This window comes from Larkinella fluvii, from assembly GCF_051857545.1.
Taxonomy (GTDB): domain Bacteria; phylum Bacteroidota; class Bacteroidia; order Cytophagales; family Spirosomataceae; genus Larkinella.
The window spans coordinates 36,572-62,444 of sequence record NZ_JBPZHB010000002.1; the positions used below are offsets into that span (position 1 = coordinate 36,572).

Here is a 25,873-nt window from a genome sequence, read left to right on the forward strand (position 1 = left end):
TTTCTAACTTCTCTTGTCCGTCACCATGAGCCAGGTCAAGATTTACGGTCTTCAGGAACCGTTGCGGGCTATCCGAAATACCTTGTCGGATGTGATTCATTCCTGTGTGGTCGATGCGTTGCAATTTCCGCTAAACAAACGCGCCCACCGGTTTTTGTATCTTGAACCGGAGGATTTTTTCATGCCGGAAGGTCGCTCGGAAAAGTACATCATCATCGAAATTCTGATGATTGAAGGCCGGACGATGGAGACGAAAAAGAGACTGATCAACCTGCTTTTTGAACGCATCACCCAGCAGACCGGCCTGTCGTTGGCCGATATTGAAATCTGCATTCTGGAAAGTCCGGCCCACAACTGGGGCTTTCGGGGCAAAACCGGCGATGAAGCAGCAATAAATTATAAAATTAACGTGTAACCGTTCGTCTATGGTGCTGCATCTGAAAGTGAAACCCGGCAGCAAAATCGACAAACTCTTTTTCGATGCGGCCGGGCAGTTGAATGCCAAAATCAAAGCACCGGCGCAGGACGGCAAGGCCAATGCGTATCTCGTAGAGTTTCTGGCTCGCCAGTTCGGGATATCTAAATCTTCGGTTGAAATTGTTTCCGGGTTTACCAATCCCCACAAACGACTGGAAATCAGTGCAGAAGGAGATGTTGTTTCGAAGGTCTTATCGGATTTGGAAGGGGTCAATTAAAAAAAGTCAGGCTGCGTGTGACTTTTTCAGACTTTCGGCAACTAATACCCCTGAATCCATTTGTTGACTCCGTCTGTGGCCAAAGCATCCGTACAACAGGAATTTGTGCAGCTCATTGCACAACACCAGAAGCTGATCCACAGCCTTTGCAACCTGTATTATCGGTTGCCGGAAGACCGAAAGGATCTTTTTCAGGAAATTGTACTGCAACTCTGGAAGTCCTATCCTTCATTTAATCACGAGTCCAAAGTTTCCACCTGGATTTACCGCGTAGCACTCAACACGGTTTTTGCCCGAATCCGGAAGGAGAAAGCACAACCCGAGCATGTGCCCTTTTCGGAGCGGGAGTTTCAACTTCCGTCGTCGGAAGTTGACAATGAATTAACGCAGGCGTTGTATCAGGCCATTAGCCAGTTGTCAGACGTTGATAAAGCCATAATCATGCTCTACCTGGACGAACACAGTTACGAGGAAATAGCGGCAATTCTGGCGATGAGTCGAACGAATGTCAGTACGAAAATTAATCGAATTAAAACCCGGTTGGGTCAGCTATTAAAAAAAGAACCGCTATGAATACCGACGACTTGAAACCGATCTGGAATGCCTACAAAGATCAGGTGGGCAAACAATCCCAGTGGAGCGAGGATGAACTGCTGCGCCTGATTCAATCGAAAACCGTCGTCTATCCGTGGTATAAACCATATCAACACGCGGCCCTTAATTTTTGTGTCAGCCTTTTTTTATTGGGCATCACCACGGGCTGCTAATCTCCTGATTTCTATGCTTTCTCACGCATTGGTGTTTATCATTTGGGACTTTGATCCCCAAATTTACACCCTGTCTATTTTTGGGGTCGAATGGCCGATTGCCTGGTACGGGTTGCTATTTGCTGCCAGTTTTTTAGGTGGTCAAATGGTGATGCGTTACATCTATAAACGGGACCAGAAACCGGTTGCAGACCTGGAAATTCTGATTCTGTATGTCGTGCTGGCAACGGTGATTGGTGCGCGACTGGGCCATTACCTGTTCTACGAGTGGGAGTTACTCTTTGCTCAGCCCGGTCGATGGCTAAAATCAATGCTGAGCTTACCGTTTGAAGGACTGGCGAGCCACGGAGCGACAATCGTTATTCCTGTGGCATTGTATCTGTATAGTCGAAAGCGGAGTGATCAGCCTTTTCTTTGGGTCGTCGATCGGTTGGTGATTGCCGTCAGCCTGGGTGGAGCGCTGATTCGGCTGGGGAATTTATTGAACTCCGAGATTTATGGAAAACCGACCACGCTGCCCTGGGGTTTTGTCTTTGTTCGGGAAACCGACCCGGCCTTGCTGCCCCTCGTCCCCCGCCATCCGACGCAACTCTACGAGTCGCTTTTTTGCCTGTTTTTGCTCGCGTTGACCTTCGCCTTGTGGAAGCAGAAACGCTATCGACTTCCCAACGGTTTTATAACCGGCATCTTTCTAATTCTCCTGTTTAGCTTCCGGTTTCTGGTCGAATTTTTGAAAACCAGTCAGGAAGATTTTGAGAATTCTATGGTGCTTAACATGGGTCAGATTTTGAGCATTCCGGCCATTCTGGCTGGTGTTATCCTTTTGTTGGTTATCAGACGTAAAAACCGACCGGTTTTGACTGTAAACTGCTAGTATTCGGTACTAGGGTTTCCACTGTTTCGGCAGGCCGAGTTGTCGGGCATACAGCCCCGGCCCGTGGGTATAAATGAAATCGAGGGCCTGGTTGACATCGGTTTCAAATTCGATGTAATAATCGGGATCGATCTTCTGGAGTTTTTTCAATATCGTCTCCGCTTTTTTGGCCACAAAGGCGCAAGAATTCTGGTTGTGGTGGTTCAGATGGGCAAAAAGGCTCGGCTGAACGTTGAAAAAAGCCGTCAGGATGTAGATGTTCAGTTCGACTTCGCCGTACTTGTCCTTCGTGATTTTGACGTGGTGGGCAATCGCAGAGGTAAGCGAGCGCAGGGCTTTCAACATCCAGCCGTCAGGGTGGGTGTAATGTCCGTGGGCGGTTTCGGCAATTTTCTCTTTCAGGTTGTGCCGCCGTTCCTCGGTCGTGGTTTCGCCCTCGATCAGCACAAAATGCAACCGTTCGACCAGGTCCTTGTCTTTGGCAATCAGCCGCAGCAACAACTTGTCTTTCTCGCCCGGCGGCAGTTTCAGAATTTCTTTCTTGAGGTCTTTTTCGATGGCTGGCATCTCCTAATATTTCCTAATTTGGGTGAAATTAGGAAATATTAGGAGATATAGGAAGTTTCAGAAACCTGCAAGGTCTTCAAGACCTTACAGGTTTTGTCGTGGTTTTGTTGTTTAGGTGATCTTACACCCGCTGAAAGGCCACAATCGCGTTGTGTCCGCCAAAGCCGAAGGTGTTGCTCATGACTACATCAACCGGCGTTTGAACGGCCACGTTGGGGGTCAGATTCAGGTCCGAACTGATGCGTTCATCGCGCTCCTGCAAGTTGATCGTGGGGGGAATCGTGTTGTGCCGGATCGCCAGAATACCGGCAACGGCTTCGATGGCTCCGGCGGCTCCGAGCAGGTGTCCCGTCATCGATTTGGTGGCACTCAGGTGGAGTCGTGCCGGATTCTGCCCAAATACCTTCTGAATCGCCTGGGCTTCGCTGAGGTCACCGACCGGCGTTGAGGTGGCGTGAACGTTCAGATAGTCAACGTCTTCCGGTTTTAGGTTGGCTTCCCGCAGGGCTTCATTCATGGCCAGCGTGGCCCCCAGTCCTTCGGGGTGGGTGGCCGTCATGTGGTAAGCGTCGGCGGTGGCACCGGTGCCCACCAGTTCGGCGTAGATTTTGGCACCCCGTGCTTTGGCGTGTTCATATTCTTCCAAAACAAGGGCGGCTGCCCCTTCGCCCAGTACAAAACCGTCGCGGTTGGCATCGAACGGGCGCGACGCCGTAGCCGGGTCATCGTTGCGTTCCGACAGGGCTTTCATGGCGTTGAACCCACCGACGGCGACTTCCGTGACGACCGCTTCCGAACCCCCGGCAATGATCACCTCGGCCTTGCCCAACCGGATGTAGTTGAAGGCATCAATCAGGGCGTGCGTCGCAGAGGCACAAGCCGAAACCGGCGCAAAGTTGACACCCCGAAAACCGTACCGGATCGAAATCAGGCCCGACGCCATGTTGGCGATCATTTTGGTTATAAAAAACGGATTAAAGCGCGGATTCCGGCCGCCAGCGCCGTAGGCAATGACTTCCTCTTGAAAGCTGTACATCCCGCCAATGCCCGACGCCCAGATCACGCCCACGCGGTTCTGGTCGACTTTATCCTCAATCAGATGTGCATCCCGGACGGCTTCGTCGGCCACCACCAGCGCATACTGACTGTATTCGTCCATTTTACGGGCTTCTTTTTTATCCAGAAACTGGAGTGGATCGAAGCCTTTTACCTCGCAGGCAAACTTGGTTTTAAACAGCGTGGCATCGAATTTGGTGATCAAAGCCGCCCCACTGCGCCCCTGAACCAGTCCGTTCCAATATGCTTCTACGGTATTTCCAATGGGCGTCAAAGCCCCTAATCCCGTTACGACGACTCTTTTCATTTGATCATCCGGATTCATTCATCCGGTCTTTTAATAGATAATAGTTTTTTTTAACCGCCTGTCAATCACGGCCTGAGGTGGTTTTACAGACGTTCGACGGCGCGATTCCGGCAGTCGGTCAGCAATTGTTCATTCCCAAACACTTTCACCAAGACCAGAGAGCCCTGGATTTCGGCAGTAGCCTGTTCGGCCAGCTCACGCGCTTTTTCCGGTGAATGGTTTGTCCGGTAAAGGTGTGCGAGAGCCGCCAGCGCATTGTTAAAATGAACGCGCAACGGTTCGGTAAACGCTTCGGTGACTAAAGACGTTTCCAGCGCCGTATTACCCATTAGACAACCCCCTTCCGACCGCACAATGCCGTTGAACAAGGCATCGAGCAGGTGTTCCAGCCGCTGTTTCGGTGGCTTATCTTCATCATAAGCAATTGAAAAAAGCTGCTTTTCATTGATTGCATTGAAATACAGCAGCACTTCTTTCATTAGGACTTCCTTGCTGCGAAAGTAGTGGTAAAAACTGCCTTTTAACAAACCGCAGGCTTGCGCCAGATCCTCCATCGTGGTTCGGTGGTAGCCCTGCCGTTTGAAAACCAGCATGGCTTTCTGCAAAATCTCCTCCCGCGTGACTTTCTGAACTGGCATGGTGCAAATGTAGAGGGTTGTTTTATTTTTACCAAACGTTTGTTTGATAAAAATAGCGGTGTTTTGAGTTATTTATTGTTTCGCAGAGTTGAGCGGAGTTTAAAAGGGTTCAGCGAAGTTTTTTCTCTGCGAAACTCCTTTAAACTCCGCTCAACTCTGCGAAATAACCTTTTAACCAGACTATCTTTGCACCATGATTTTACAAAATGACCTGTTCCTACGGGCTGCCCGTGGCGAAAACGTAGAACGTGTTCCCATCTGGCTGATGCGGCAAGCGGGCCGGATTCTGCCTGAATACCGGGCGGTTCGGGAGAAAGCCGGGAGCTTCATCAAACTGGCTACAACGCCAGAGTTAGCCGCCGAAGTTACCATTCAACCCGTTGATATTCTGGGTGTTGATGCTGCTATTATCTTTTCGGATATTCTCGTAGTCCCGGAAGCGATGGGGCTGCCATACGAAATGGCCGAGCAACGGGGACCGGTTTTTCCGCAGACCGTTCGCAACCGGCAGGAGCTGGATCGGATCAAGGTTGCTGATGCCGAAAGCGATCTGGCCTATGTGCTGGATGCCATCAAAATCGTTAAAAAAGAGCTGAATGGCCGCGTTCCGCTGATCGGTTTTGCGGGGGCGCCGTTCACGATATTTTGCTACATGACCGAAGGCAAAGGCTCCAAAACCTTCTCGGTGGCAAAGAAATTGCTGTATGCCGATCCGGCCTTTTCGCACGCCTTGCTGCAAAAAATTACGGATAGCACGATCGATTACCTGAAAGCGCAAATCCGGGCGGGTGCCGATCTGGTGCAAATCTTCGATTCCTGGGCCGGTATTTTGTCACCCGATCAATACCGAACGTTTTCACTGCCTTACATCAAACAGATTTGCGACGCCCTGGCCGAAACCACCAGCGTTCCGGTGACGGTTTTTGCGAAAGGCGCGTTTTTCGCCCGCCAGGAAATCGGGCAGTTGAGCTGCTCGGTGGTGGGGCTGGACTGGAACATGGACGCGGCCGAATCGCGGCAGTTGATTCCGGACAAAACCCTGCAAGGCAATCTCGATCCCTGTGTTTTGTACGCCGATTATGGTCAGATCAAAACGGAAGTGACGAAGATGTTGCAGACCTTCGGAACGCAGCGGTACATTGCCAATCTGGGTCACGGGGTCTATCCCGATACCGATCCACAGAAGGTTAAGTATTTTATCGAAACCGTAAAAGAATTCACCGCATGAGCGAGAAGAAGAAAGCCGACGCCGTATTTACCCGGCATTCCGAAGCGGAAATTCAACAGTTCGATACGTCGGAAGAAGCGATTCAGTACCTGGAACAGGGCGCAAAAGACAAAGAAATTCAGCCGGTTGCCGTGATTTCCAATTACAAAGTGGTTTGGCGCTATCATAACAACCGGGGTAAAGACTACACCGACGATTACATCAACGAAATCAGAAGGCAGGCGGAATAAATCAGTCGGTTTCAGCGCCGAATGGCCGAATCATCGAATTTCTCCATCATGGTTTCCGGTTTGGTGAGTTCCGTGAAACCGAATTGCCGGTATAAACCGTGGGCGTCGCGGGTGGCCAGGAGCCAGCGCCGGATGACTTGCAACTCAGGATGGGCCAGAATGGTCGCCATGAGCCACTTCGACAGCCCTTGTCCACGGTAGTCTTCCAGCACGAAAACGTTGCCGAGGTAGGCAAAGGACGTAAAATTAGTCAGCACCTGCGCATAACCAATTTGGTTTTCGCCATCATAGAGCCCGAAATGCAAGGTCGTGTGGTCCAGTTGCTTTTGCAGCGTTTCGCGGCTGATGCCGGTGGCCCAATAGGAGCGGTTGGTCAGAAAATCGTAAATGACCTCAAATTGGAGCCGCGCCGGATCGGTTGAAATGGTGTAGTTTTCCTGCTGAACTTCCATGGGTTTACAGTAACTTTTCTTTGAGGGCTTCTATTTTCAACCGTTGTTTGTCGATGGGCACGACGCCCAGCGATTCGCAGACCAGCCCCCCGGCCAGGTTCGACAGACCGGCGATGAAGCGCGGAGGCAATTCGAGGGCCACGCAACAGGCTGCCACGCTAATAACCGTATCGCCCGCGCCCGACACATCCGAAATCTGGCGGATGTGGGCCGGAAACCGGTGAATTTCGCCCTGAAAATCGATAAAAACGCCCCGCTCCGAGAGGGTAATCAACGCCCCTTTCAGACTCATTCGGGCTTTCAACTGGTCGATAGCCGCCTGAAATTCACCGGTTTTCGTTACATCGAAGTCAATTTTAAGCCCCTCTTTCAATTCTTTCAGGTTGGGCTTGAAAAGCGTGGTGTGGTGGTAGGCCAGAAAATTCCGTTTTTTTGGGTCCACCACCGTCGGAACACCCTGTTCGTTGGCAAAATCCGTAATTTCGGCAATGGCTTCCTGGCTCAGAACACCCTTGTCGTAATCCTGAAAAATAACTACCTGACACGTCGGGATTAGCACTTTTGCTTTCGCAATCAGAAGATTCCGTTCCGATTCGGAGATGTATTGATCGGTTTCCGTATCCACCCGAACCACCTGCTGCGAACCGGCCATGATCCGCTCCTTGATGGTGGTAATGCGGGAATTGCTCCGAATCAGTCCGTCGCAGTTTAAGCCGTTTCCCTGGAGTTGACCGATCAGCCGGTCGCCCGGTTCGTCGGTTCCGATCACGGAGCAAATGATGGGTTCGGCACCCAGCGCCTGGACGTTCAGAATCACATTACCGGCACCGCCCAGCCGTAATTCCCGCCGTTGAACGGTTACAACCGGCACGGGGGCTTCCGGCGAAATCCGATCCACGCGACCCCAGACGTAGGAGTCGAGCATCACGTCGCCGACGATCAGGACGCGGAGCGAATTGAACGCTTCAAAAATTTCTTCCAGGGATGCGGTGTTAATCAATGCGGTACTGGTCAATGCGTTTGGTTTTAATCATTCTTACTTCAGGAGCGGTTTCAGTTTGGCCGTCCAGATTTCGTAGCCTTTCGGACTCATATGCAGGCTGTCGGCCCGGAACAGTTCGCCCCGGATCTGGCCGTTGGCATCGAGCATGGGCGTATAAATATCGAGGTATTGCGCCTGTTTTTGTTTGGCAATGTAGTTCTTAATGAGGTCGTTGGCTTCCATCGTGATCGGCAAAAACTTCCGGCGCGACGGGCTGGGCTTCATCGAAATGAAAACGATGGGCGTTTTGGGCAACGATTTCCGGATTTTCGTAAACAGCGTAACAAACCGGTCGCGCACTTCCTGAGCCGTCACGGTGCCGCTGGCGACGTCGTTTTCGCCGGCGTAAATCACAATCTGTTTGGGTTTGTAGGGGACCGTTACGCGGTCGGCGAAGTAAATGACATCGGGCAATTTGGAACCGCCAAAACCACGGTTGAGCACCTTTTTGTCCGGAAAATCGGCCTGGAGGGTTTGCCAGAGCTTGATGGACGAACTGCCGGTAAACAGAATCACGTCCTGGGGGGGCGACGCGCTGCGGTCCTGTTCCTCAAAAGCCTTGATCTCGTTTTCAAAAGGAACGACTCCCTGAGCGAGCGCAATATATTGAATAACAACGGTTAACAGAAATAGGAGCGGGTATTTTTTCATAAAGGATCATTTAGGAATAAAACAAAAATGGCATTCACTTTTTTGTATAAGCCCACGGTTTTAACCGTGGGGCAGGTTTGTAATTCCCTAATTTACGCTAACCGTTTTAACGGTTTTTTCCGTGGTCAATGGCCAAAACCGTTAAAACGGTTGTTGTGGTTGTCCGTTGTTTCGTTGTAACCCACGGTTAAAACCGTGGGCTGTTTTTTATGCCTTGTCAATTTTGGTGCCTTACAAAAACTGCACAACCGACTCCAACCCCATGCCGCGCGACCCTTTGATCAGGATGGCCGTGTCCTGAAACGGATTGTCCATAATCCAGTTGTGTAACGAAAATTTGTCGGGGAAATAATACGCTTTCGGCAACGCACTGAGCGCATACCGCATGTCCTGCCCGGCCAGAATCACGGTGTCGAACTTCCCCTGAGCAATCAACTCGCCCAAAGCCGCGTGTTCGGCGGGGCTTTCAGGTCCGAGCTCGTACATATCGCCCAGAATCACGACTTTATGAACCGCATCCTGCTTCATGAAATGCTGAATGGCCGCAGCCATCGAACTCGGATTGGCATTATAGGCGTCCATCAAAATGGTGTTGCTGCCTTTCCGGATGAACTGTGACCGATTGTTGGTCGGATTATACCCCGCCACCGCTTCGTTCGCTTCCTCTGCCGGAACGCCAAAAAACTTCCCGATGCAGAGCGCGGCCGCCATGTTGTCAAAGTTGTAACGACCCGGCAGATGCGTGGTGATGACCTGACCGACCTCGTCTTTATAAACCACCGGATTGTCGCTGAGGATCTCGTACTGATCGGTGAGCTGGTAAAAAACAGCCTCGCGGAACAGCCGTTCGGCCGCCATCTCCATCAAAACCGGGCTGTGGGCGTTGATAAAAACCGTTCCGCCCGTTTCGGCCAGAAAATCGAACAGCTCGCCTTTGCCTTTGCGCACTCCCTCAACGCCCCCGAACCCTTCCAGATGGGCTTTTCCGACGTTGGTAATCAACCCGTGCGTCGGTTGGGCGATGGAGCAGAGAAGCCGGATTTCGCCCTGGTGATTGGCCCCCATTTCCACGACCGCCATCTCGTAACCCGCATCGATGGCCAGCAAAGTGAGCGGCACACCAATGTGGTTGTTGAGATTTCCCTGCGTGGCATATGTCCGGTATTTTCGGGACACGACGCTGGCGATCAGTTCTTTGGTGGTCGTTTTTCCGTTCGAACCGGTCAGGCCGATGACGGGAATGGTCAGCGTATTCCGGTGGTAGCGAGCCAGTTCCTGCAAAGCCGTCAGGCCATCGTCGACCAGCAAATACCGGCTGTCGGTCGCCAGTTCCGGCGTATCGACCAGGGCGTAGCGCGCGCCTTTTTCCAGCGCATCATTCGCGAATAAATTTCCGTCGAACTTCTCACCTTTGAGCGCGACATACAGACAACCTTCTGTAATTTTACGGGTATCAGTCGATACGCCCGCGCATTCGCGGAAGCGATCGTACAATTCAGGAATGGATATAACCATTTTCCGGAAAGAAGTAAACCAACGTTATGAGTCTGTTCGTTATGAGTTAACCGCGCGACCAGCTAGTCAGCCCTTGCCACGCGGTTAATGAGCCAAAGTTACATGAAAAAGCTGTTTACCGTACTTTGTTTTCTGATTCTTCAAATCGCCCGGGCTCAAACCGGTGGTTCTTTTTCCTTTCGCTACGAGGCCGGGGCCACCGTCAAAATTGTGGGCCGGAACCTGGCTAATCCGTGGGCGGGCGGCATCAACGGGGCGCAATATTCTACCCTCCACCTCAACACCGATACGGTTGAAGACCTGGTTGTATACGACCGGCAGACCAGCCGAATTATGACCTTTGTGGCTGAAAAACAGGCCGATGCAAGCTACGTCTGGCGGTATGCTCCGCAGTACGAGGAACAGTTTCCGGCCATTACGTTCGGTACCTGGATGCTGTTGGCCGACTACGACCACGACGGCAAAAAAGACCTCTTTACGCACACCAACGGCGGGCTTCGGATTCTGCAAAATACCTCGGCAAACGGCCAATTGTCGTGGAAAACCATTGCCGACCCGGTTTATCACGAAGGACTTTCCGGTACGCTGAATTTATACATCAACTCGGTTGACATCCCGGCGATTCTGGATGTCGACAACGACGGCGACATCGATATTTTGACTTACGACATCAACGGAGGGACGGCGAATCTGTACCAGAACATGAGCGTCGAGCGGAAAAACGATTCGAATGGCCTGGATTTCAAACGAATCGGGTTTTGTTGGGGCAATTTTAAAAGCGACGATCACTGCGACGAATTCATTTTCGGACTGGATTGTGTCTATGTCGGCAACGAAACCGGGGGCGACAATTCGGGTGCGCGGGTGAAGCACAACGGAAATTCCATGCTTGTGATCGACCTCGACGGCGATGGCAACAAAGATTTGCTGACGGCCCACGTCACCTGTCCCAACGTTTCGATGCTGACCAACGTCGGCGGCAACGGCGCTTCGGCCCGATTCATCACATCGACCAGCCGCTTTCCGGCGGTTACCCCAATTTCTTTCGATATTTTTCCGGCCCTTTACGCCGAAGATCTTGATTTTGATGGGATTAAAGACCTCGTTGCGTCACCCAATACGTACGGGAATGAGGGCAATCTGATCGATTACCGGGCGTCCAATTGGTTTTATAAAAATGCCGGAACCAATCAACTTCCCAATTTTCAGTACGTCAGCAAGAGTTTTTTGCAGGAAGACATGATTGATCTGGGCGAAGGGGCAACCCCGGTTCTGGCCGATCTCGACGGCGATGGCGACATGGATTTGCTGGTGGGCAATGCGGGTGTTCGGGCCGCCACGGGCTACCGGGCCAGCATCGCCCATTTCGAAAATACCGGCACCAAAAGCAAACCTGTTTTTGAGTTGCGAACTTCGGACTACCTGAAACTGTCGGAGCAATTTCTGTTGACGGACCTGAAAGTGGCCGTGGCTGATATCGACGGCAACAACAGCTTCGACCTGATTTTTACCGGGAATTCGATCAACCGCGCACCGGAAATCCGCTACATTCTGAATCAGGCCGGACGGGGTGCGGCTTTTCAACTTGACCCGACCAAGGTGCAGCAAATCCCGACGCCCGACCGGCTGGGCGTGATCGATATGCCGACCTGGTATGACGTGGATCGGGACGGAAAAACCGACTTACTGATCGGAAAACAGAACGGAACGATAGAGTATCACCGCAATACTGGGACAGCAACGGCTCCCAGGTATGAACTGCAGCAACAGAATTACGGACAGATCAACGTGGTGCCTGGCGCGACCAGCCCGTCTATCATAGTCATTGACCTCAACGGCGACCAGCGCCCCGAACTGTTGACCGGCACCCGCGACGGTAGTCTGCGGCTCTACCAACTGCCGGAAAAACCCACCGACAAAATGGTATTGCTGGACTCCACGCTGGTGATCAACGAGATTACCCAGACCACGGACAAGGCCACGCCCGGTGCCAATCTGGCCCTGACGGTTGCCGATCTGAACGACGACGGTTTGGCGGATGTGCTGGCCGGAACCAGTGCTGGTGGGGTTCGGTACCTTCGCAACACGTCGGAGAAAGTGATCATTACGGGTATTGAAGACGAAGAAACGAAACTGCCGTGGGTGTACCCGAGTCCGACCGACCGGTTTTTGCGGGTTAAGTCGCCCAACAACGGCGTCGTTCAGGTCATGAATCTGCTCGGTCAACCCGTGACGGCCCGGCAGGGGGTGCAGGCACATACGGAGGCTACGCTGGATTTGGGAACCCTGCCGATTGGCGTTTATTTGATCCGGCTGATTCGCGAAGGGCAACCGGTGCGGCACCAGAAGGTAGTTTTGTCGAAGTAAAAAAGGGGGATTGATTACTTTTACCCTCATACACCTAACACCGCTGGCATGATTGTTTTTGTAAACACCCCCTTGAACGAGTCCGATAAAGCGTATTTTCGTGCACAACTGCCTGATAACTATGAAGTAGTCTTCAAAAAAGACCTTCCCGAAAGCGAACAGCCAGCGGCTTTTCAACGCGCCGACCTGGTGCTGGGAAACCCGCCCCCAGCCTGGTTTTCGGGCGGTACCAACCTGAAATGGTGGCAGTTAGATTCTGCCGGGTTCGACGGCTACAAGAATATCCAACTGAATGCGCCGGTGACCAACATGGGCGATTATTTCGCCTGGCCCTGCGCCGAAACGATTGTGGCCGGGATCATCGCGTTTTACCGGGATATTCACGGACTAGCGGTGTTGCAAACGCAGAAGAAATGGGTGGGTGTACCGCTGCGTTTTAAACTGGGTTTACTCAAAAACAAGAAAGTCGTCATTCTGGGATCGGGAACCATTGGTCAAGCCGTCCGGCAAATGCTGACCGGTTTTCAGTGCGAGGTTAAATTTTTGGCCCGAACCAACCCGGAAGCGGAACTGCACACACCTGAAGAATTAAAAGCCGCCCTGCCCGAAACGGATCTGGTGGTCAATTGCTTACCCGGAACGGCCAAAGGCTTTTTCTCGGCTGAGATGATTGCGGCTATGAAAACCGGTAGTGTTTATGCCAACATTGGCCGGGGCAGCACGACCGACGAAAAGGCGCTGATCGACGCCCTGCAAAGCGGACAATTAGCCGGTGCGGTGCTGGATGTCACCGAAGTAGAACCGCTTCCGCTCGACAACCCGCTGTGGGAGATGCCCAACGTAATTCTGACGCAGCACACGGGTGGAGGGCAGGCGACGGAAGACAAAGGGAAAGTAGACCTGTTTTTTCAGAATCTGAACCGGTTTTCCAACGGAAAACCGCTGGAAAACCAGGTTGAGTTGTCGAAAGGGTATTGAAGCATTCTTGGAAAGAATATCAATGGTACGTATGAACCCCGGAGGGGTAAAATGTTAATAGGAAACAGCGCCCCGTATTTTTCCAAGCTCCGGAGGAGCGTCCTGACCCTTTAGGACGCTCCTCCGGAGCTTAAATTTCTTTCCTGTTAGCGTAACGATTAACATTCTACCTCTCCGGGGTTAGTTTTGTGACTACCAACATTCCACCGCCCTGAAAAAGTTAACGGACTGCTACCATTTTGCCCCCTTTGGACATTTGCATAGATGAAAAAAATATTTCTTTTCCTATTCCTGCTCTGGGCGTCAATTGGCTTTAGCCAAACCCTGACCAATCCGTTGTTGCCGTCGGGGGCCGACCCGTGGAGCATTCACAAAGACGGTTTTTATTACTACACGCACACCACCGGGCGCAACCTGACGCTCTGGAAAACGCGTTCGCTGGCGGATTTGAAAACCGCTGAGAAGAAAATCGTCTGGACACCTCCGGCATCGGGGATGTATTCCAAAGAAATCTGGGCACCCGAACTGCATTTTATCCGGGGGAAATGGTACCTGATTTTTGCCGCCGATGACGGCCAAAACCGCAACCACCGCCTATGGGTGCTGGAAAACGAATCCGCCGACCCCTTGCTGGGCACCTGGACGATGAAAGGCCAGATTAAAACACCCGACGACAAATGGGCGATCGACGGGTCGGTTTTTGAGCACAAAGGCAAACTATACCTGACCTGGTCGGGCTGGGAAGGGGATGAAAATGGACAACAGGACATTTACCTGTGCCAGATGGAAAACCCCTGGACGGCGACGGGCAAGCGCGTCCGCATTTCGTCGCCGACCTACGCCTGGGAAGTAGACGGCAAGATTCCGAAACCGGGGCCGGACGACAAGCCGGTTGTGCTCGTCAACGAAGGGCCGCAGCCCTTGAAGCACGGCAACCGTCTGTTTGTGGTGTTTTCGGCCAGTGGCTGCTGGACCGACAGTTACGTCCTGGGCATGCTGTATATCGACGGTGACAAAGACCTGATGGACACCCGGAACTGGACCAAACTGAATCAGCCGGTTTTCAAAGCCGTCAATGTTTCGGGAACGAATGCCGCCGGTCACAACTCCTTTTTCAAATCGCCCGACGGCACGGAAGACTGGATTCTGTATCACGCCAATCCCGAACCGGGGCAGGGTTGCGGAGGACACCGGTCGCCGAGGGCGCAGAAATTTACGTGGACGTCCGACGGAATGCCGCAGTTTGGCCAGCCGCTCGCGCTTGGCGTAACCCTGCCGGTTCCGAAATAACGTATCACCGCCTTCAGACCGTGGGTAAGGTATACGGCATAATCTGCTCATCGACAAAGCACCACAGCCACGACTCGCCGGGTTCGGCCGAGGCAATAACCGGGTGGCTGGTGGCGTGAAAGTGCTTGGTGGCGTGTTGGTTGGGCGACGAATCGCAGCAGTGCGTCTGCCCGCAAGTCTGGCAGGTTCGCAGATGTACCCAACGATCTCCGGTTTTGACGCATTCCACGCAAACCGTCGGCCGGTCCGGCAGCGTAACGGATTCAACAGCACTCAGATGGGAACAGGCTTTTTGTCTCATGGTAAAGAAAAATCAGTCGTCGGATTCCCGGCAATGGGACTACGTTTCGGCTAAATATTTATGAACAAAACTGACCGCCATGGCTCCTTCGCCCACCGCCGACGCCACGCGGTTCATGGCTCCGGCGCGTACGTCGCCCGCGGCAAAAATGCCTACGCTGCACGTTTCGAGCAGGAACGGATCGCGGTCTAACTTCCAGAATTCCTTGTAATCGTCGTATCGCGCCAGGTCGCGGCCCGTTTCAATAAAGCCTTTCGGATCCTTGATGATGTTCATTTGAATCCAGTCGGTATACGGTTTGGTCCCGATAAAAATGAACAGGGCGCTGGCCGGAACCTTCGTTCGCTCCTGGGTTTGTATATCCTCCAGAATCAAACATTCCAGGTGCGATTCACCCAGTCCTTCGGCAATGGCGGTGCAGGGATGAACGTGAATATTCGGCGTTTTTTCGATCTGGTCGATCAGATACTGCGACATGGTCGCCGTCAGGTCGGGACGCCGGATGATGATGTGTACCTCGGAAGCCATTCGGGAAAGGTACATGGCGCCCTGTCCGGCCGAATTGCCACCGCCCACGACGTAAACCGGTTTCCCCTTGAAGGCATAGGCTTCCGTGGTGGCGGCACCGTAATACACTCCCGCCCCCGTCAGTTTATCCAGCCCCGGACAGTCCAGTTTGTGATAAGCAACGCCCGTGCTCAGCACAATACTCCGGGCTACCACCTCGCTTCCGTCGCTTAGCTCGATGTGTTTGTACTGGCCTTTCGGTTTGATGGCAACCACCTCGTGCGGAGCCAGAAACTCGACGCCAAAGCGGGTGGCCTGCGTAATGGCCCGACGCGCCAGTTCAGAACCGCTCAATCCTGACGGGAAACCGAGGTAATTCTCAATCCGGGAACTGGTTCCGGCTTGTCCGCCGGGCGCGCGTTTGTCGATCAGGATGGCCCGAAGCCCTTCCGATCCGGCGTAAACGGCGGCTGCCAAACCGGCTGGCCCCGCGCCAATAATCGCCAGGTCGTAGAGCGATTGGGTGGCTTTGGCACTCAGCCCCAGCTTTTCACCAACGGCCGGCATCGTCGGCTGTTTCAAAACCGCTCCGTTTTCCAGCAATACCGCGGGCAGATCGTTCGGTTGAATACCGTGTAACTCGGCCAGCCGTTTGGCTTCCGGATTCGTCTCAAAATCAAGCCATTGGTAGGGAAACAGATTGCCCGCCAGAAAGTCTTTCAACTCGTGCGTCTGGGGTGAAAACTGATAGCCGATCAGCTTGAGTCCTTCAAACGGCGGGCGGTAGTTCGACTGCCAGTCGCTCAGCAATTCGTCCAGAATCGGATACAGTTTTTCCGTTGGCGGGTCCCAGGGTTTGTTCAGGTAGTAATCCAGTTGAACGTCGTTGATGGCCCGGATGGCAGCTTCAATGTCGGAATAGGCCGTCAGCAACACGGTTTTGGCGTTGGGAAACGTCTTGCGGGCTTTGAGCAGAAAGTCGACGCCCAGCATTTCCGGCATCCGCTGATCCGACAGAAACAGGGCTACTTCCTCGTTTTTCTTCTTCAGTTCAACCAGCGTCTCCAGCCCTTCGCTGGCGGAGGTGGTGGCCAGAATCTTGTAATTTTTCCGGTATTGCTGCCGCAAATCCCGCTGGATGGCCTGCAAAACCGCCTGATCGTCGTCAACGGCAAGGATGATGGGGAGTTTCATGCGTTAGGATGTAATGGGCAGACAGACTTTGAATTCGGTTCTTCCCGGTTTGGAGTTGACGTAAATCCGGCCATTGTGGTGACGGACAATGCCCTGGACGATGTCGAGGCCGAGCCCGGTTCCTTTGCCAATGGCTTTGGTGGTATAAAACGGATCGAAAATGTGGTCCAGGTGTTCAGCCGGAATGCCCGATCCATCGTCGATCACGCGAATCAGTTCAAATTCGTGGTCCACTTCGCCGGTAATCTGTAAGTGACCGCCTTCGTTCATGGCGTCGATGGCGTTGTCGATCAGGTTGGTCCAGATCTGGTTCAGTTCACTGGGAAAGGCTTCAATCTGCGGCAAATCGTCCGGGATCGTAACCGCAACCTGAATACTTTTTTCTTTCAGTTTATGTTTCAGCAAAACAAGCGTGCTGTCGATGCCTTCGCGCAGGTGAATGCATTCCCGACCGGTTCCGCGATCCATGTGCGTATACGACTTGATGGCATCCACCAGAATGGCAATGCGTTTGGACGCTTCCTCGATGTCGGTGACCAGCCGCTCCGTCACCAGATTATTGACCAGCCAGTTCAGAACCGTGGCCCGGTTATCCGGTGCAACGTCTACCAGGAGGGTGTCCAGATCGTCGGTCGTAAAGCCAAAATCAACCAGCGATTCGGTCAGCTCGCTGCCATCCGCCACGTCGTTGTCATCGAACCAGTCGAGCAGTTCATCTTCCAGGCTGCTGCGTTCCATCAGCGATAACCGCTTGCCCTCCGCCGGGCCTTTCGTTTTGCGAAACAGCAGGTTGCTGACCCGGTCGACCATCTCGTCGGTGACCCGCAGCGCCATCACGTCCTTGAACCGTTGCGGGGTGTTGTGCAAATGCGATTTCAGCGTGTCGGAACTTCGGACAATGGCCGAAACCGGGTTGTTCAGTTCATGCGCCAGCCCCGCCGACATCCGTCCCAGCGCCATCATTTTATCGTTCTGCTGTAACTGCCGTGTCGTTTCGCGCACCCGGGTGGTCATGACATGCACCAGCGTTTCGGTCAGTTCGAACTGGGTCTGAATCATTTCGCGGAAGTGGTCGCGGTGCAGGGCCAAAACCGCCGTTGGGCCGATGGTTTGCCAAAAGGCCACGGATTCTACCATCCGCGAAAACGGCAGGACGCCCTCCAGCGAGCCGTCTTCCGACACCCGCAATTCCTGCTGCTGCCCTTGCTGGATGAGGTAAAACCGGATGTGACCTTTCAGCACAATCAAAAAATGATCGGTCGGGTCGCCGGGCTTGTAAATCAGGGCATCAGCCGGATACTCGCGGCATTCCGAGCGATCGACCAGCCAAAGGAGCTGTTCGTCCGGCACACCCGTAAATCTCGGATTGTTTTTCAGTTCGGTCAGGCAATCCATGAAAAAGCGGTTTGAGAATCAAAAGATAAGCAATCGGCGGTTATTTTCCATAACTGAACTTCCCGCCGATCGGTTTCATCCCGCGTCTTGTTTCTGGTTTTGTCGGTTGTAATTTGCGGTATGAAGTATCTCGCCCTCCTGCTGGTTTCCCTGCTCGGGTTAAAACCGGCACTCACCCAACCCATCCGGTTTGCGTTTGTAACCGACACCCACGTGGGCGCACCCGCCACCGCTGCCGAAGATTTACAGCGAACCGTCAACGACATCAATGCCCAGGCCGACCTTGATTTTGCGGTTTTTACGGGCGATGTCACCGATTTTGGCTCGGATGAAGAGTTCCGGATTGCCAAACAGATTCTGGACGGGCTGAACAAGAAGTGGTACATTTTTCCGGGCAATCACGACACGAAATGGTCGGAGAACGGCTGCAACAGTTTCCGGAAGGTATTCGGAGCAGAACGGTTTGCGTTCACCGTCGGGAAATACCGGTTTATCGGCTGCGGCAGTGGTCCCAACATGCGGATGTCGCCGGGGCTGGTGGCCCGCGAAGACGTGCTGTGGCTCCGGTCTGAGGTCGGGAAACTGAAGGGTTCCGACCAGCCGGTTATTTTCATGAACCACTATCCACTCGATGAGTCGCTGGAAAACTGGTATTTGCTGATTGACGAACTCAAGAAAACCAACGTTCAGGCGGCTTTTTGCGGCCACGGCCATGCCAACCGCGAACTCAATTTTGAAGGCATTCCGGGAACGATGGGCCGTTCCAACCTGCGGGCGAAGGATCAAGTGGGTGGGTACAACATCGTCACGATGCAAAACGATACGATGACGTTTGCCGAACGGACGCCCGGCCAGGCAACAAAAACCGCCTGGCGCACCATCGTGCTGGAAAACCATCATTTCAGCCAGCAACCGGCCAAAACCTTTCCGCGTCCTGACTATAGCATGAACGAGCAATACGCCAGCGTAAAACCGGTCTGGGCCAAACAGGACAGCAGCGACATTGGGGCGGGTATCGTTGAAAGCGACGGTTTCTGCATCTATCCCAACACCAGCGGGCAGATCGTGGCACTCTCTACGGCCGACGGAGCGGTGCGCTGGCGGTTTGCCACGGGCGGGAAAGTCTATTCAACCCCGGCGGTTCGTAAAAACCGGGTCGTGGTCGCTTCGACCGACGGAACGATTTATTGCCTCGACAAACGCAGCGGCACCCTGCTCTGGAAACAGGAAACCGGCCAACCCATCGTGGCGTCACCGGTGATCGATGGCAAGACGGTTTTTATCGGGAGTTCCGAAGGGAAATTCCGGGCGTTGTCGCTGGCGGATGGCTCGGTACGCTGGACGTTCACGGGCGTCAAAGGCTTTGTGGAATCGGTGCCGGTGGTCGACAAAAAGCGCGTGTATTTCGGTTCGTGGGGCTCGTCATTGTATGCCCTGAACAAGAAAACCGGTGATTCGGTCTGGCGGTGGACCAACCGGAAAATGCGCAATTTCTCGCCCGCAGCCTGTGTGCCGGTTCTGGTCAAAAACCGCCTGTTCATCCAGACGCCCGACCGCACCGTGACGGCCATCGACGCCGAAACCGGCAAGGAAATCTGGAAAACCAGCCAGCACAAAGGCTTCGAGTCGATGGGCGTGTCGGCAGACCGTTCGCTGATTTACGTCAAGTGTATGCAGGATTCCGTCTGGGCCATTCCCACCAACTCGGCCAATGGGCAAGGGGCGTGGTTTGTCAACTGCCAATACGGTTACGAAATCAGTCCGGGGCCGCTGACCGAACGCGACGGACTGATTTACGTACCCACCGACGAGGGCGCGTTGTACGTCATCGACCGCCAGAACCGCAAGCTGCTCTGGTCGCACAAACTGTCGAATGCGATGCTCAACCGCGTCTGGCCGTTGAAAAACCGCCGGGTGCTGGTGACGACGATGGATGGGAAGATTGCGTTGCTGGGCGCGAACTGAAATCAGGCCGGTTTTCGGGCGGTCAGTTCGTTGATGCGGGTGATGAACTTGTTGGCAATCTGCTCGAATCCGGCGCTGTTGGGGTGCAGTTCGTCCAGCCACTGATCGGGTTGAACGGTGTTGCGAAGGTCGATGTAGGAGACGTTGGGACATTCGGCGGCTTCGACTTTCAGGCGTTTATTTAATGTGTCAATGACGTGGCGAAAAAGGGCTTGTTGCTCTTTCGTGTTGTAAGACCTTACTACTTCCATAATAAGCTGCCAAAAGGGATTTTGGGCCTTAAACCCCGGGACTATATAATCGTAGCCGTGAATCAGGATGTGAATTGGTGGATTAGCCGTCCGCGTATCGTTAAAAACACCGTTCCATGAAGATGCAATGAGATCAAGCTTATTATAAAATTCATTACTTAAATAGCGGTCCGGATCTTTTTGAAACCGGTAGGAATCATACCCACTGGAATCTAGGAATTTTCTCAGTGCATCCCGAATCGTGTTTTGGGAGAAAAGTCTTTTATCTATAGTGCTAAACAAGCGCATGCTGACGAGCAGAAAATTCGCCCGGCTTTCTTGAACGGCCTCCAAATAGGGTTGTTTGTCAGCGTTATTGTTCTGTATCGGAACAAAATGAATTGGATACAACTTCGACAACTGATCAACAAGATCGGTTTCGGTGGGGTGATTGAACCACGAATCGCCTATTGCAACGATGCGGGGGCGGTCGGGAAACCGTCGCACCATGCGGTCGTATCGCCGGTCGCGCAGTTGCTGGGCGGCTACCGAGGCCAGTTCAACGGGTGATTCGGTGAGAAATCGATGAGGTTTATCGGTACTAAGAATAATTTGAGGTTTGAGCCGGTAAACGGTTTGCAAATCCCGGTCAACTACCCCATCGAAATAAAGGCCCAGCGCAAACTCCGCCGTCAACGGGTCAGAGAGCATGTCTTTGAGATTTTCTTCGCTGATGGTATTAAACTCCGGGTTATCTTCCTGAAAGGTAAATAATTGCGTTGTCCATCCGGTTTCATCAAAAATTTGTGCTGCCATAAATTGTAGTGTAGGATGGTTGCTTTTAAAACGGTTGATTGAATACCACACGCTGTTTCGCTAGCGTAGTATATCCGGATTTTTAGGTTCGGATAGCGCCGGTAGAGTCAGCGATTTTAGTTCAAATGGCTCATTACTGACCAGCAAATTAAAGTATTCCGGACGCGACGGCCAGTTGTACGTTTTTTCAGTTTTGGATAGCTTGAACGAGATGGAATTGCTGTCTTTCAGGCTCAGGTACAACGAATTACCCGGTTTTACTAAATAGACTTGCGGATTCAAAAATTCGGTGCTGGATTCGAAGGCTGATGACAGAAACAGAACTGCACAGTAGAGGGCGGTTTTATTCGTTTTCGGATTTGTAATTTTTACCTGAATTGAGCTTTCCCAGTTGCCGTTGAGCTGCTTTTCATAGCCAATTGGAAACGTATTTCCCGCGGGCATAATCTCCGCGGACTGGCCATTTGCCCCAATCTGGAAGCATTCAACCGCCAACTGGTTGTTCATCGTTTCCAAGGTGTTTCCTTCGGTTCTGCCCAGGTTTTTCAGGAATTCCCAATGCGAAATATGTCGTAAATCGTTCGCCAAATGATCGAGGGCATTTGCCGAAAGGATACTGATTGGCTCCGCGAGCGGGCGGAAGGGATCGTTGGGGTAGGTCAGGTAATAGCGCCCGCTCCGAATCTGGACGACGTACTGTGCGTGTGATTCCTGTTCGACGGCAACCAGGTAATTTTGCGGTTCTCCAAACAAATAGGCGAATACGTTCTGAAAATCCTCCGGAATTCCGTCCGCATTCAAAATGTAAATGGGAAGCAGTTGCCGGGTCAGCCCTTTGACATAAGCAGTCTGTTTCTTCCGGTAATTCCAGTCCTGCGTAATTTCATCATTTAAATAGACCTGCGTATAATCCGCGCCAATGCGATCAATCGGCACCGGGTATTTTTTGCCCCTGTTTCCAATTACAAAAATAAGACTGTAGTCCTGGCTTATTCCGTGGATGGCACCCAGATTCAATCGCCAGCCATTTGCATACGTCAGCTTGCCAAAAGCCGATTTGGTGGCGGTTTTCGGTTTATGCAGGAACGGTTTGGCAAGCAACGCTGGATCGGTACTAAAAAGCTCGGGCAGCACCTTGTGCGGCTCGGTGAGTTTTTGAAGCTCTTCCTGCATTCTGACATAACTGATGTCGCCGGCAAAGTTCTCCAGAACGTCCAGCAAAGCATTACAAAGCACGTTCTCGTTCAAAATATCTCTGGTACGCTCGCTGGAATTAGAACTACTCAGATGCACGTGCGGACCAATCGGTAAAAGGCTGGTTTCACCTCGTACCACCAGTTCATCGGGGTTGATGCGACTGCTGAAAATGAAATCATCCCATTGACGGGCCGCAAAGATCGTTGAGGTTGAAATCACTTCGGAAAGCGGGTCGGTTGACTGGGCCGAATCCGGCGGAAACGGATTGGCATAAATCGTTATAATATGCGGTTTTCTTCTCGAAAGCTCATGGATCAGGTAGCGGATTTCTTTGTCAGATAAGAGGAAATCGTCGCGTTTCGAATCCGTAAAATACGTCGCCAGACCCGCCAAAATGCCATGAGGAGTCTCTTTCCACACCTTTCGGTCCGCGTGTTCGTAAACTGTATAACCGGAAAAATAGAATAAAACTGTATCATTTTCACCGGCATCACCCAGATGTCCCCAGAATTGGCGGACAATCTCGGCTTTGGTGGCGTCTTCGTTGGTCAGGGTTTTGATATGAAGGTCGAACGCGTCGTCCCAGTTCAAATACGTCTCCAGTTTGCGCAGATCGCCCACCCGGTCGCGGGAGACCGAGAAGTCGTTGTCGTACTCAAAACCCAGACCAGGGCGGTATTCATCAATCGCCACCAGCAACGCAAGCAACTTCGGTTTGACAACTTCTTTTGGCGGTTCTGGCACGGGGATAAATTTTTCCACGGTTTTTGGCAGCAGGAGCCGGATGGACGACTCCCCGGGTTCGGCCTCGATGCTCAGCCCGGTTTCGATGGCCTGCCGGAACTGCTCGCCGATGGTGTGGTCGTCCAGCCGCAGAATCTGCGCTTTCAGCCCTTTTGAAACGTGCAATAGGCTGTTGAAATTGGGGTCGTGGCTCACCAGCAACTCGATCAGATTCCGCATCCGGAGCTGTTCCGGCTGGTTTTTGTCTTTTACAAACGCGTCCAGTTTTTCGGAAACCGCCCGGACCGTTTCTTCCGGATTCAGGGTCGCGTCAGCCACCCAGCTCTGGGCTTCCCAGAACGTCGCCGAATACCGGTTGTCGTCCTGTTGGGTGGCATAAGCAATGTATTTTTTCAGGAAATGCGCCAGTTCGGTGAGCCGCTGCGGTCCAAACCGGGTGTCCCGGCGGAGTTGGTCGAGCAGATACGCCCGCACATCGGGGTCCAGCTCGAAGGTTTCCGGCGACGTTTCGCGCCAGGCCGGCCACAAAAGTACATCCGAAACCGCAATCCGGTCGATTTGCCGCCCGGCTCCGTCACGGCCCGGATAGGTCCTGAAGTTTTCCCAAAGGTGGTAGAGCAGATCGGGCATCATCGCCACGGCAAAAGCCGCGTGGCACGCCAGCACCCACTGGTCTTCGCCGTAGCCCAGCGACTGAAAACGCTGGGAAAATCGGTCGGCTGATTGGATCGCGTCCTGTGTCATGGTCAGAATCGGTTACTGCTTCAGCCGTTTGAATGCGTTCGTAAACTCCTGTTCGTCCACCGCAAACATCGGCACCCGGCGGGCAATCTGGGCCGCCGACGTGCCCCACCAGCGGCTCCGGGGCATGGGATTCAGCCAGACCACGTCGAGCCGTTCCAGCCGGTTCAAAAGTTCGGCGGTGTATTCAACGCGTTCGGGTGAGAAAAAACCACGGGCCGCACCGGCGTCACTGATGATCAGCAATTGCGTGTTTGGGGTTTCGTCCACCCACGCGTCCAGATCGATTGGGTCGGCCATGAGTTTGTCGGGATACAAAAAATATAGGGGATAATTTCGGAAATAATAGACCGGCAACTTGGGAAACTGCAGCCGGAGGGATTCGGTCAATTCGTCGCAAAGCCGGTGAAAAGCCACCATAGAACCCTGTTGATCGATCCAGACCGTGAGCGGAATGCGGTTTTTGAAGCGGTGTTGTTGTTCGAATCGATCGAAAAAGCCCCGTTTGCCCACCCTTTTGGCGGTGGCGGCTAGGTCGATCGAAAACTCGCGGCTGGCAATAATATCTTCCCGCAACGTCCGGATTTGCTGCTGCACTTTCCGGCTATCGACCGGCGAATACCGCCCCGGTAAAAACGACGGCTCCGGCAGGGGGCCAGCCGCTGAAACCGTGTCAGATTCGCTCAGGCTGGCATTGAACCGGAGATTTACTTCGGTAAATTCCGTCGAGAAAGTCGTTCTGGAAGTTCCGCCGGTTTTCAAAACATCCGAAGACGACGCCCGGTTTTCGTTTTCGCCCGAACCCGACCCGGCGGTTTTTTCGGGTTGCGCGCTCGATTCGCCATTCTCCGGCGAAAAAAACGCATTGGCGGCACCGGATGAATTACTTTCCGGGGCTGAAACCGGCGCCGTCGTCGGTCCGAAATACTGCTTGAATACCTGGTCAAACTGGTCCGCATCCTGATTGGGTTTGAACAGAACGCCTTTGCAAAGCGCGTACAATTCGTCGGAACTGCCCAGCCCGATTCCCCGGCCGAGGGCATCGAGCAGCGTAAAGTAGGCGTCTACGGTAATGCGGTCGTGGTGCTCCGCCCGGTCGACGGATTGCCACTCCCAGAAAAAATCCTGCAAAGGCGTTTCAACCCTTTCCATCAGGTAGCCTCTTGAAATTTCGTCAATGAATTCAGGTGTTTCAGCAAAACCTGCGGAAACGGAACATCCCGCAACGCGCCACCCAGTTCGTTTCGCTCCGCAATCAATTCGTCAAGAACCGGATCGCCGGTGGGTTGCATGCCATCGTAGAAGTCGAGCACCCGGTACCAGTCCAGAAACTCGGCGGTCGAAACGTTTTTGCCGGTGCTGAATTTATTGGCAGCCATGTACGTGCGGATGGCTAGATACACCGCAACGGCTTTGTCGATCAGTGGCACCTCGACGGGGGCGTTGCTATAAAACCGGTATTTTACAATCTGGGCGAGCCGTTCCCGGTCGAAAGCAGCAATGTGATGAAACAGACACCGGCGCAGGAAAGCGTCGGACAAATCGCGCTCGCCGTTGCTGGTGATGATCACGATGGGGCGGACGGACGCGCGAATCTGCTGGCCCGTCTCCGTAACGGTAAACTCTCCCTTGTCGAGCTCGTTCAGCAGGTCGTTGGAAAAGTCAATGTCGGCTTTGTCGATTTCGTCGATCAGCAGCACAAAAGGGCGGTCGGCCTGTTGGGAATTGGCAAAAGCCTGCCCCATTGGACCCAGACGAATATAATTGGTTTTCAATAACTGCTCCCGATCCGCATCGGTCCGGGCAATCTGAGCATCGGCCAGCCGCCGGATGTGGTCGTATTCATACAGCCCTTCCTGCGCTTTCGAGGTGGACTTGATGTTCCATTCCCGGTAATAATTTGCAAAGTCGGTGCCATACAATTCGTAGGCTAATGCTTTGGCCAGCAGGGATTTGCCGCAGCCGGGTTCGCCCATGAGCAACAGCGGGCGTTGCAACATCAAAGCCAGGTTGACGGCTTTTCGCAGGCCCGCGTCCGGCAGATAGGGATGGAGCGTATCGGTCTTTCCGTCGCTGCGGGTAATTTCGACGGATCTATCGAGGGCGGTTCCCCTGTAGGTGATCAT

The 25,873-nt window shown here is 53.1% G+C and carries 25 protein-coding genes; 11 read left to right on the plus strand and 14 right to left on the minus strand.

What is annotated here, in order from left to right; all coding sequences use genetic code 11:
- Positions 1–25: 25 nt before the first annotated feature.
- From ACS5NO_RS04285 to lgt, 5 genes are read left to right on the plus strand one after another with little or no spacing between them, the layout of a single operon-like run.
- Positions 26–415: a tautomerase family protein gene (locus tag ACS5NO_RS04285; RefSeq protein ID WP_439413999.1), complete on the plus strand. Its 390-nt coding sequence runs from the start codon at positions 26–28 to the stop codon at positions 413–415.
- Positions 416–425: 10 nt separating this feature from the next.
- Positions 426–695 (plus strand): DUF167 domain-containing protein, encoded by a 270-nt coding sequence (locus ACS5NO_RS04290; protein ID WP_439414000.1) that lies wholly within the window; start codon positions 426–428, stop codon positions 693–695.
- Between the two features lie 60 nt (positions 696–755).
- Positions 756–1,268: an RNA polymerase sigma factor gene (locus tag ACS5NO_RS04295; protein WP_439414001.1), complete on the plus strand. Its 513-nt coding sequence runs from the start codon at positions 756–758 to the stop codon at positions 1,266–1,268.
- Positions 1,265–1,462: a hypothetical protein gene (locus tag ACS5NO_RS04300; RefSeq protein WP_439414002.1), complete on the plus strand. Its 198-nt coding sequence runs from the start codon at positions 1,265–1,267 to the stop codon at positions 1,460–1,462. Before ACS5NO_RS04295 ends, ACS5NO_RS04300 begins: the two co-directional genes overlap by 4 nt.
- Before the next feature lie 13 nt (positions 1,463–1,475).
- Positions 1,476–2,336, plus strand: a complete 861-nt coding sequence (gene lgt, locus ACS5NO_RS04305) for a prolipoprotein diacylglyceryl transferase (protein ID WP_439414003.1) — start codon at positions 1,476–1,478, stop codon at positions 2,334–2,336.
- A gap of 9 nt (positions 2,337–2,345) precedes the next feature.
- Here lgt and ACS5NO_RS04310 read toward each other — a convergent pair whose 3' ends face one another.
- The 3 genes from ACS5NO_RS04310 to ACS5NO_RS04320 form a co-directional block, all read right to left on the minus strand.
- Positions 2,346–2,903: a hypothetical protein gene (locus ACS5NO_RS04310; RefSeq protein WP_138989743.1), complete on the minus strand. Its 558-nt coding sequence runs from the start codon at positions 2,901–2,903 to the stop codon at positions 2,346–2,348.
- A gap of 121 nt (positions 2,904–3,024) precedes the next feature.
- Entirely contained in the window at positions 3,025–4,266 is a 1,242-nt protein-coding gene (gene fabF, locus ACS5NO_RS04315; protein WP_439414004.1) for a beta-ketoacyl-ACP synthase II, read from the minus strand.
- Between the two features lie 83 nt (positions 4,267–4,349).
- Entirely contained in the window at positions 4,350–4,904 is a 555-nt protein-coding gene (locus ACS5NO_RS04320) for a TetR/AcrR family transcriptional regulator (RefSeq protein WP_439414005.1), read from the minus strand.
- A 193-nt stretch (positions 4,905–5,097) separates the two neighbouring features.
- Between ACS5NO_RS04320 and hemE the strand changes: the two genes are divergently transcribed.
- Both hemE and ACS5NO_RS04330 read left to right on the plus strand, forming a co-directional pair.
- A complete protein-coding gene (gene hemE, locus ACS5NO_RS04325; protein WP_439414006.1) occupies positions 5,098–6,132 on the plus strand; it encodes a uroporphyrinogen decarboxylase in 1,035 nt (344 codons plus the stop codon).
- Positions 6,129–6,362, plus strand: a complete 234-nt coding sequence (locus ACS5NO_RS04330) for a hypothetical protein (RefSeq protein ID WP_439414007.1) — start codon at positions 6,129–6,131, stop codon at positions 6,360–6,362. Before hemE ends, ACS5NO_RS04330 begins: the two co-directional genes overlap by 4 nt.
- 11 nt (positions 6,363–6,373) lie before the next feature.
- On the opposite strand, the gene ACS5NO_RS04335 is transcribed toward ACS5NO_RS04330, so the two are convergent.
- From ACS5NO_RS04335 to ACS5NO_RS04350, 4 genes are all read right to left on the minus strand, one after another.
- Positions 6,374–6,814, minus strand: coding sequence for a GNAT family N-acetyltransferase (locus ACS5NO_RS04335; protein ID WP_439414008.1), 441 nt, complete (start codon positions 6,812–6,814; stop codon positions 6,374–6,376).
- A gap of 4 nt (positions 6,815–6,818) precedes the next feature.
- On the minus strand, positions 6,819–7,814 hold the full coding sequence (locus ACS5NO_RS04340) for a bifunctional heptose 7-phosphate kinase/heptose 1-phosphate adenyltransferase (protein ID WP_439414009.1): 996 nt from the start codon (positions 7,812–7,814) through the stop codon (positions 6,819–6,821).
- 36 nt (positions 7,815–7,850) lie between these two features.
- Positions 7,851–8,507: an SGNH/GDSL hydrolase family protein gene (locus ACS5NO_RS04345; RefSeq protein WP_439414010.1), complete on the minus strand. Its 657-nt coding sequence runs from the start codon at positions 8,505–8,507 to the stop codon at positions 7,851–7,853.
- Between the two features lie 231 nt (positions 8,508–8,738).
- Entirely contained in the window at positions 8,739–10,022 is a 1,284-nt protein-coding gene (locus ACS5NO_RS04350; RefSeq protein WP_439414011.1) for a UDP-N-acetylmuramoyl-tripeptide--D-alanyl-D-alanine ligase, read from the minus strand.
- 102 nt (positions 10,023–10,124) lie between these two features.
- Between ACS5NO_RS04350 and ACS5NO_RS04355 the strand changes: the two genes are divergently transcribed.
- The 3 genes from ACS5NO_RS04355 to ACS5NO_RS04365 all read left to right on the plus strand — a co-directional run bounded on the left by ACS5NO_RS04355 (position 10,125) and on the right by ACS5NO_RS04365 (position 14,657).
- Positions 10,125–12,389, plus strand: coding sequence for an FG-GAP-like repeat-containing protein (locus ACS5NO_RS04355; RefSeq protein WP_439414012.1), 2,265 nt, complete (start codon positions 10,125–10,127; stop codon positions 12,387–12,389).
- Positions 12,390–12,437: 48 nt separating this feature from the next.
- On the plus strand, positions 12,438–13,367 hold the full coding sequence (locus ACS5NO_RS04360; protein WP_439414013.1) for a D-2-hydroxyacid dehydrogenase: 930 nt from the start codon (positions 12,438–12,440) through the stop codon (positions 13,365–13,367).
- A 264-nt stretch (positions 13,368–13,631) separates the two neighbouring features.
- Entirely contained in the window at positions 13,632–14,657 is a 1,026-nt protein-coding gene (locus ACS5NO_RS04365; RefSeq protein ID WP_439414014.1) for a glycoside hydrolase family 43 protein, read from the plus strand.
- A gap of 13 nt (positions 14,658–14,670) precedes the next feature.
- Here the strand turns inward: ACS5NO_RS04365 and ACS5NO_RS04370 are convergent, their stop codons facing one another.
- From ACS5NO_RS04370 to ACS5NO_RS04380, 3 genes are read right to left on the minus strand one after another with little or no spacing between them, the layout of a single operon-like run.
- Positions 14,671–14,958: a UBP-type zinc finger domain-containing protein gene (locus ACS5NO_RS04370; protein ID WP_439414015.1), complete on the minus strand. Its 288-nt coding sequence runs from the start codon at positions 14,956–14,958 to the stop codon at positions 14,671–14,673.
- Positions 14,959–14,997: 39 nt separating this feature from the next.
- The gene (locus ACS5NO_RS04375) at positions 14,998–16,659 is read right to left on the minus strand and encodes an NAD(P)/FAD-dependent oxidoreductase (protein ID WP_439414016.1); all 1,662 of its coding nucleotides are present in this window, start codon (positions 16,657–16,659) and stop codon (positions 14,998–15,000) included.
- Between the two features lie 3 nt (positions 16,660–16,662).
- A complete protein-coding gene (locus tag ACS5NO_RS04380) occupies positions 16,663–18,054 on the minus strand; it encodes a sensor histidine kinase (RefSeq protein WP_439414017.1) in 1,392 nt (463 codons plus the stop codon).
- A gap of 120 nt (positions 18,055–18,174) precedes the next feature.
- On the opposite strand from ACS5NO_RS04380, the gene ACS5NO_RS04385 reads away from it, so the two are divergent.
- Positions 18,175–20,019, plus strand: a complete 1,845-nt coding sequence (locus ACS5NO_RS04385) for an outer membrane protein assembly factor BamB family protein (RefSeq protein ID WP_439414018.1) — start codon at positions 18,175–18,177, stop codon at positions 20,017–20,019.
- 2 nt (positions 20,020–20,021) lie between these two features.
- Here the strand turns inward: ACS5NO_RS04385 and ACS5NO_RS04390 are convergent, their stop codons facing one another.
- Genes ACS5NO_RS04390 through ACS5NO_RS04405 form a run of 4 tightly spaced genes read right to left on the minus strand, consistent with a single transcriptional unit; the run spans position 20,022 to position 25,873 of the window.
- Positions 20,022–21,065, minus strand: a complete 1,044-nt coding sequence (locus tag ACS5NO_RS04390; protein ID WP_439414019.1) for an SGNH/GDSL hydrolase family protein — start codon at positions 21,063–21,065, stop codon at positions 20,022–20,024.
- A gap of 60 nt (positions 21,066–21,125) precedes the next feature.
- Positions 21,126–23,750 (minus strand): hypothetical protein, encoded by a 2,625-nt coding sequence (locus tag ACS5NO_RS04395; protein WP_439414020.1) that lies wholly within the window; start codon positions 23,748–23,750, stop codon positions 21,126–21,128.
- Between the two features lie 12 nt (positions 23,751–23,762).
- Positions 23,763–24,899 carry a hypothetical protein gene (locus tag ACS5NO_RS04400; RefSeq protein WP_439414021.1) on the minus strand — a complete coding sequence of 379 codons (1,137 nt, stop codon included), beginning with the start codon at positions 24,897–24,899 and terminating at the stop codon, positions 23,763–23,765.
- A complete protein-coding gene (locus tag ACS5NO_RS04405; RefSeq protein ID WP_439414022.1) occupies positions 24,899–25,873 on the minus strand; it encodes an AAA family ATPase in 975 nt (324 codons plus the stop codon). The genes ACS5NO_RS04400 and ACS5NO_RS04405 overlap by 1 nt, the downstream gene beginning before the upstream one ends.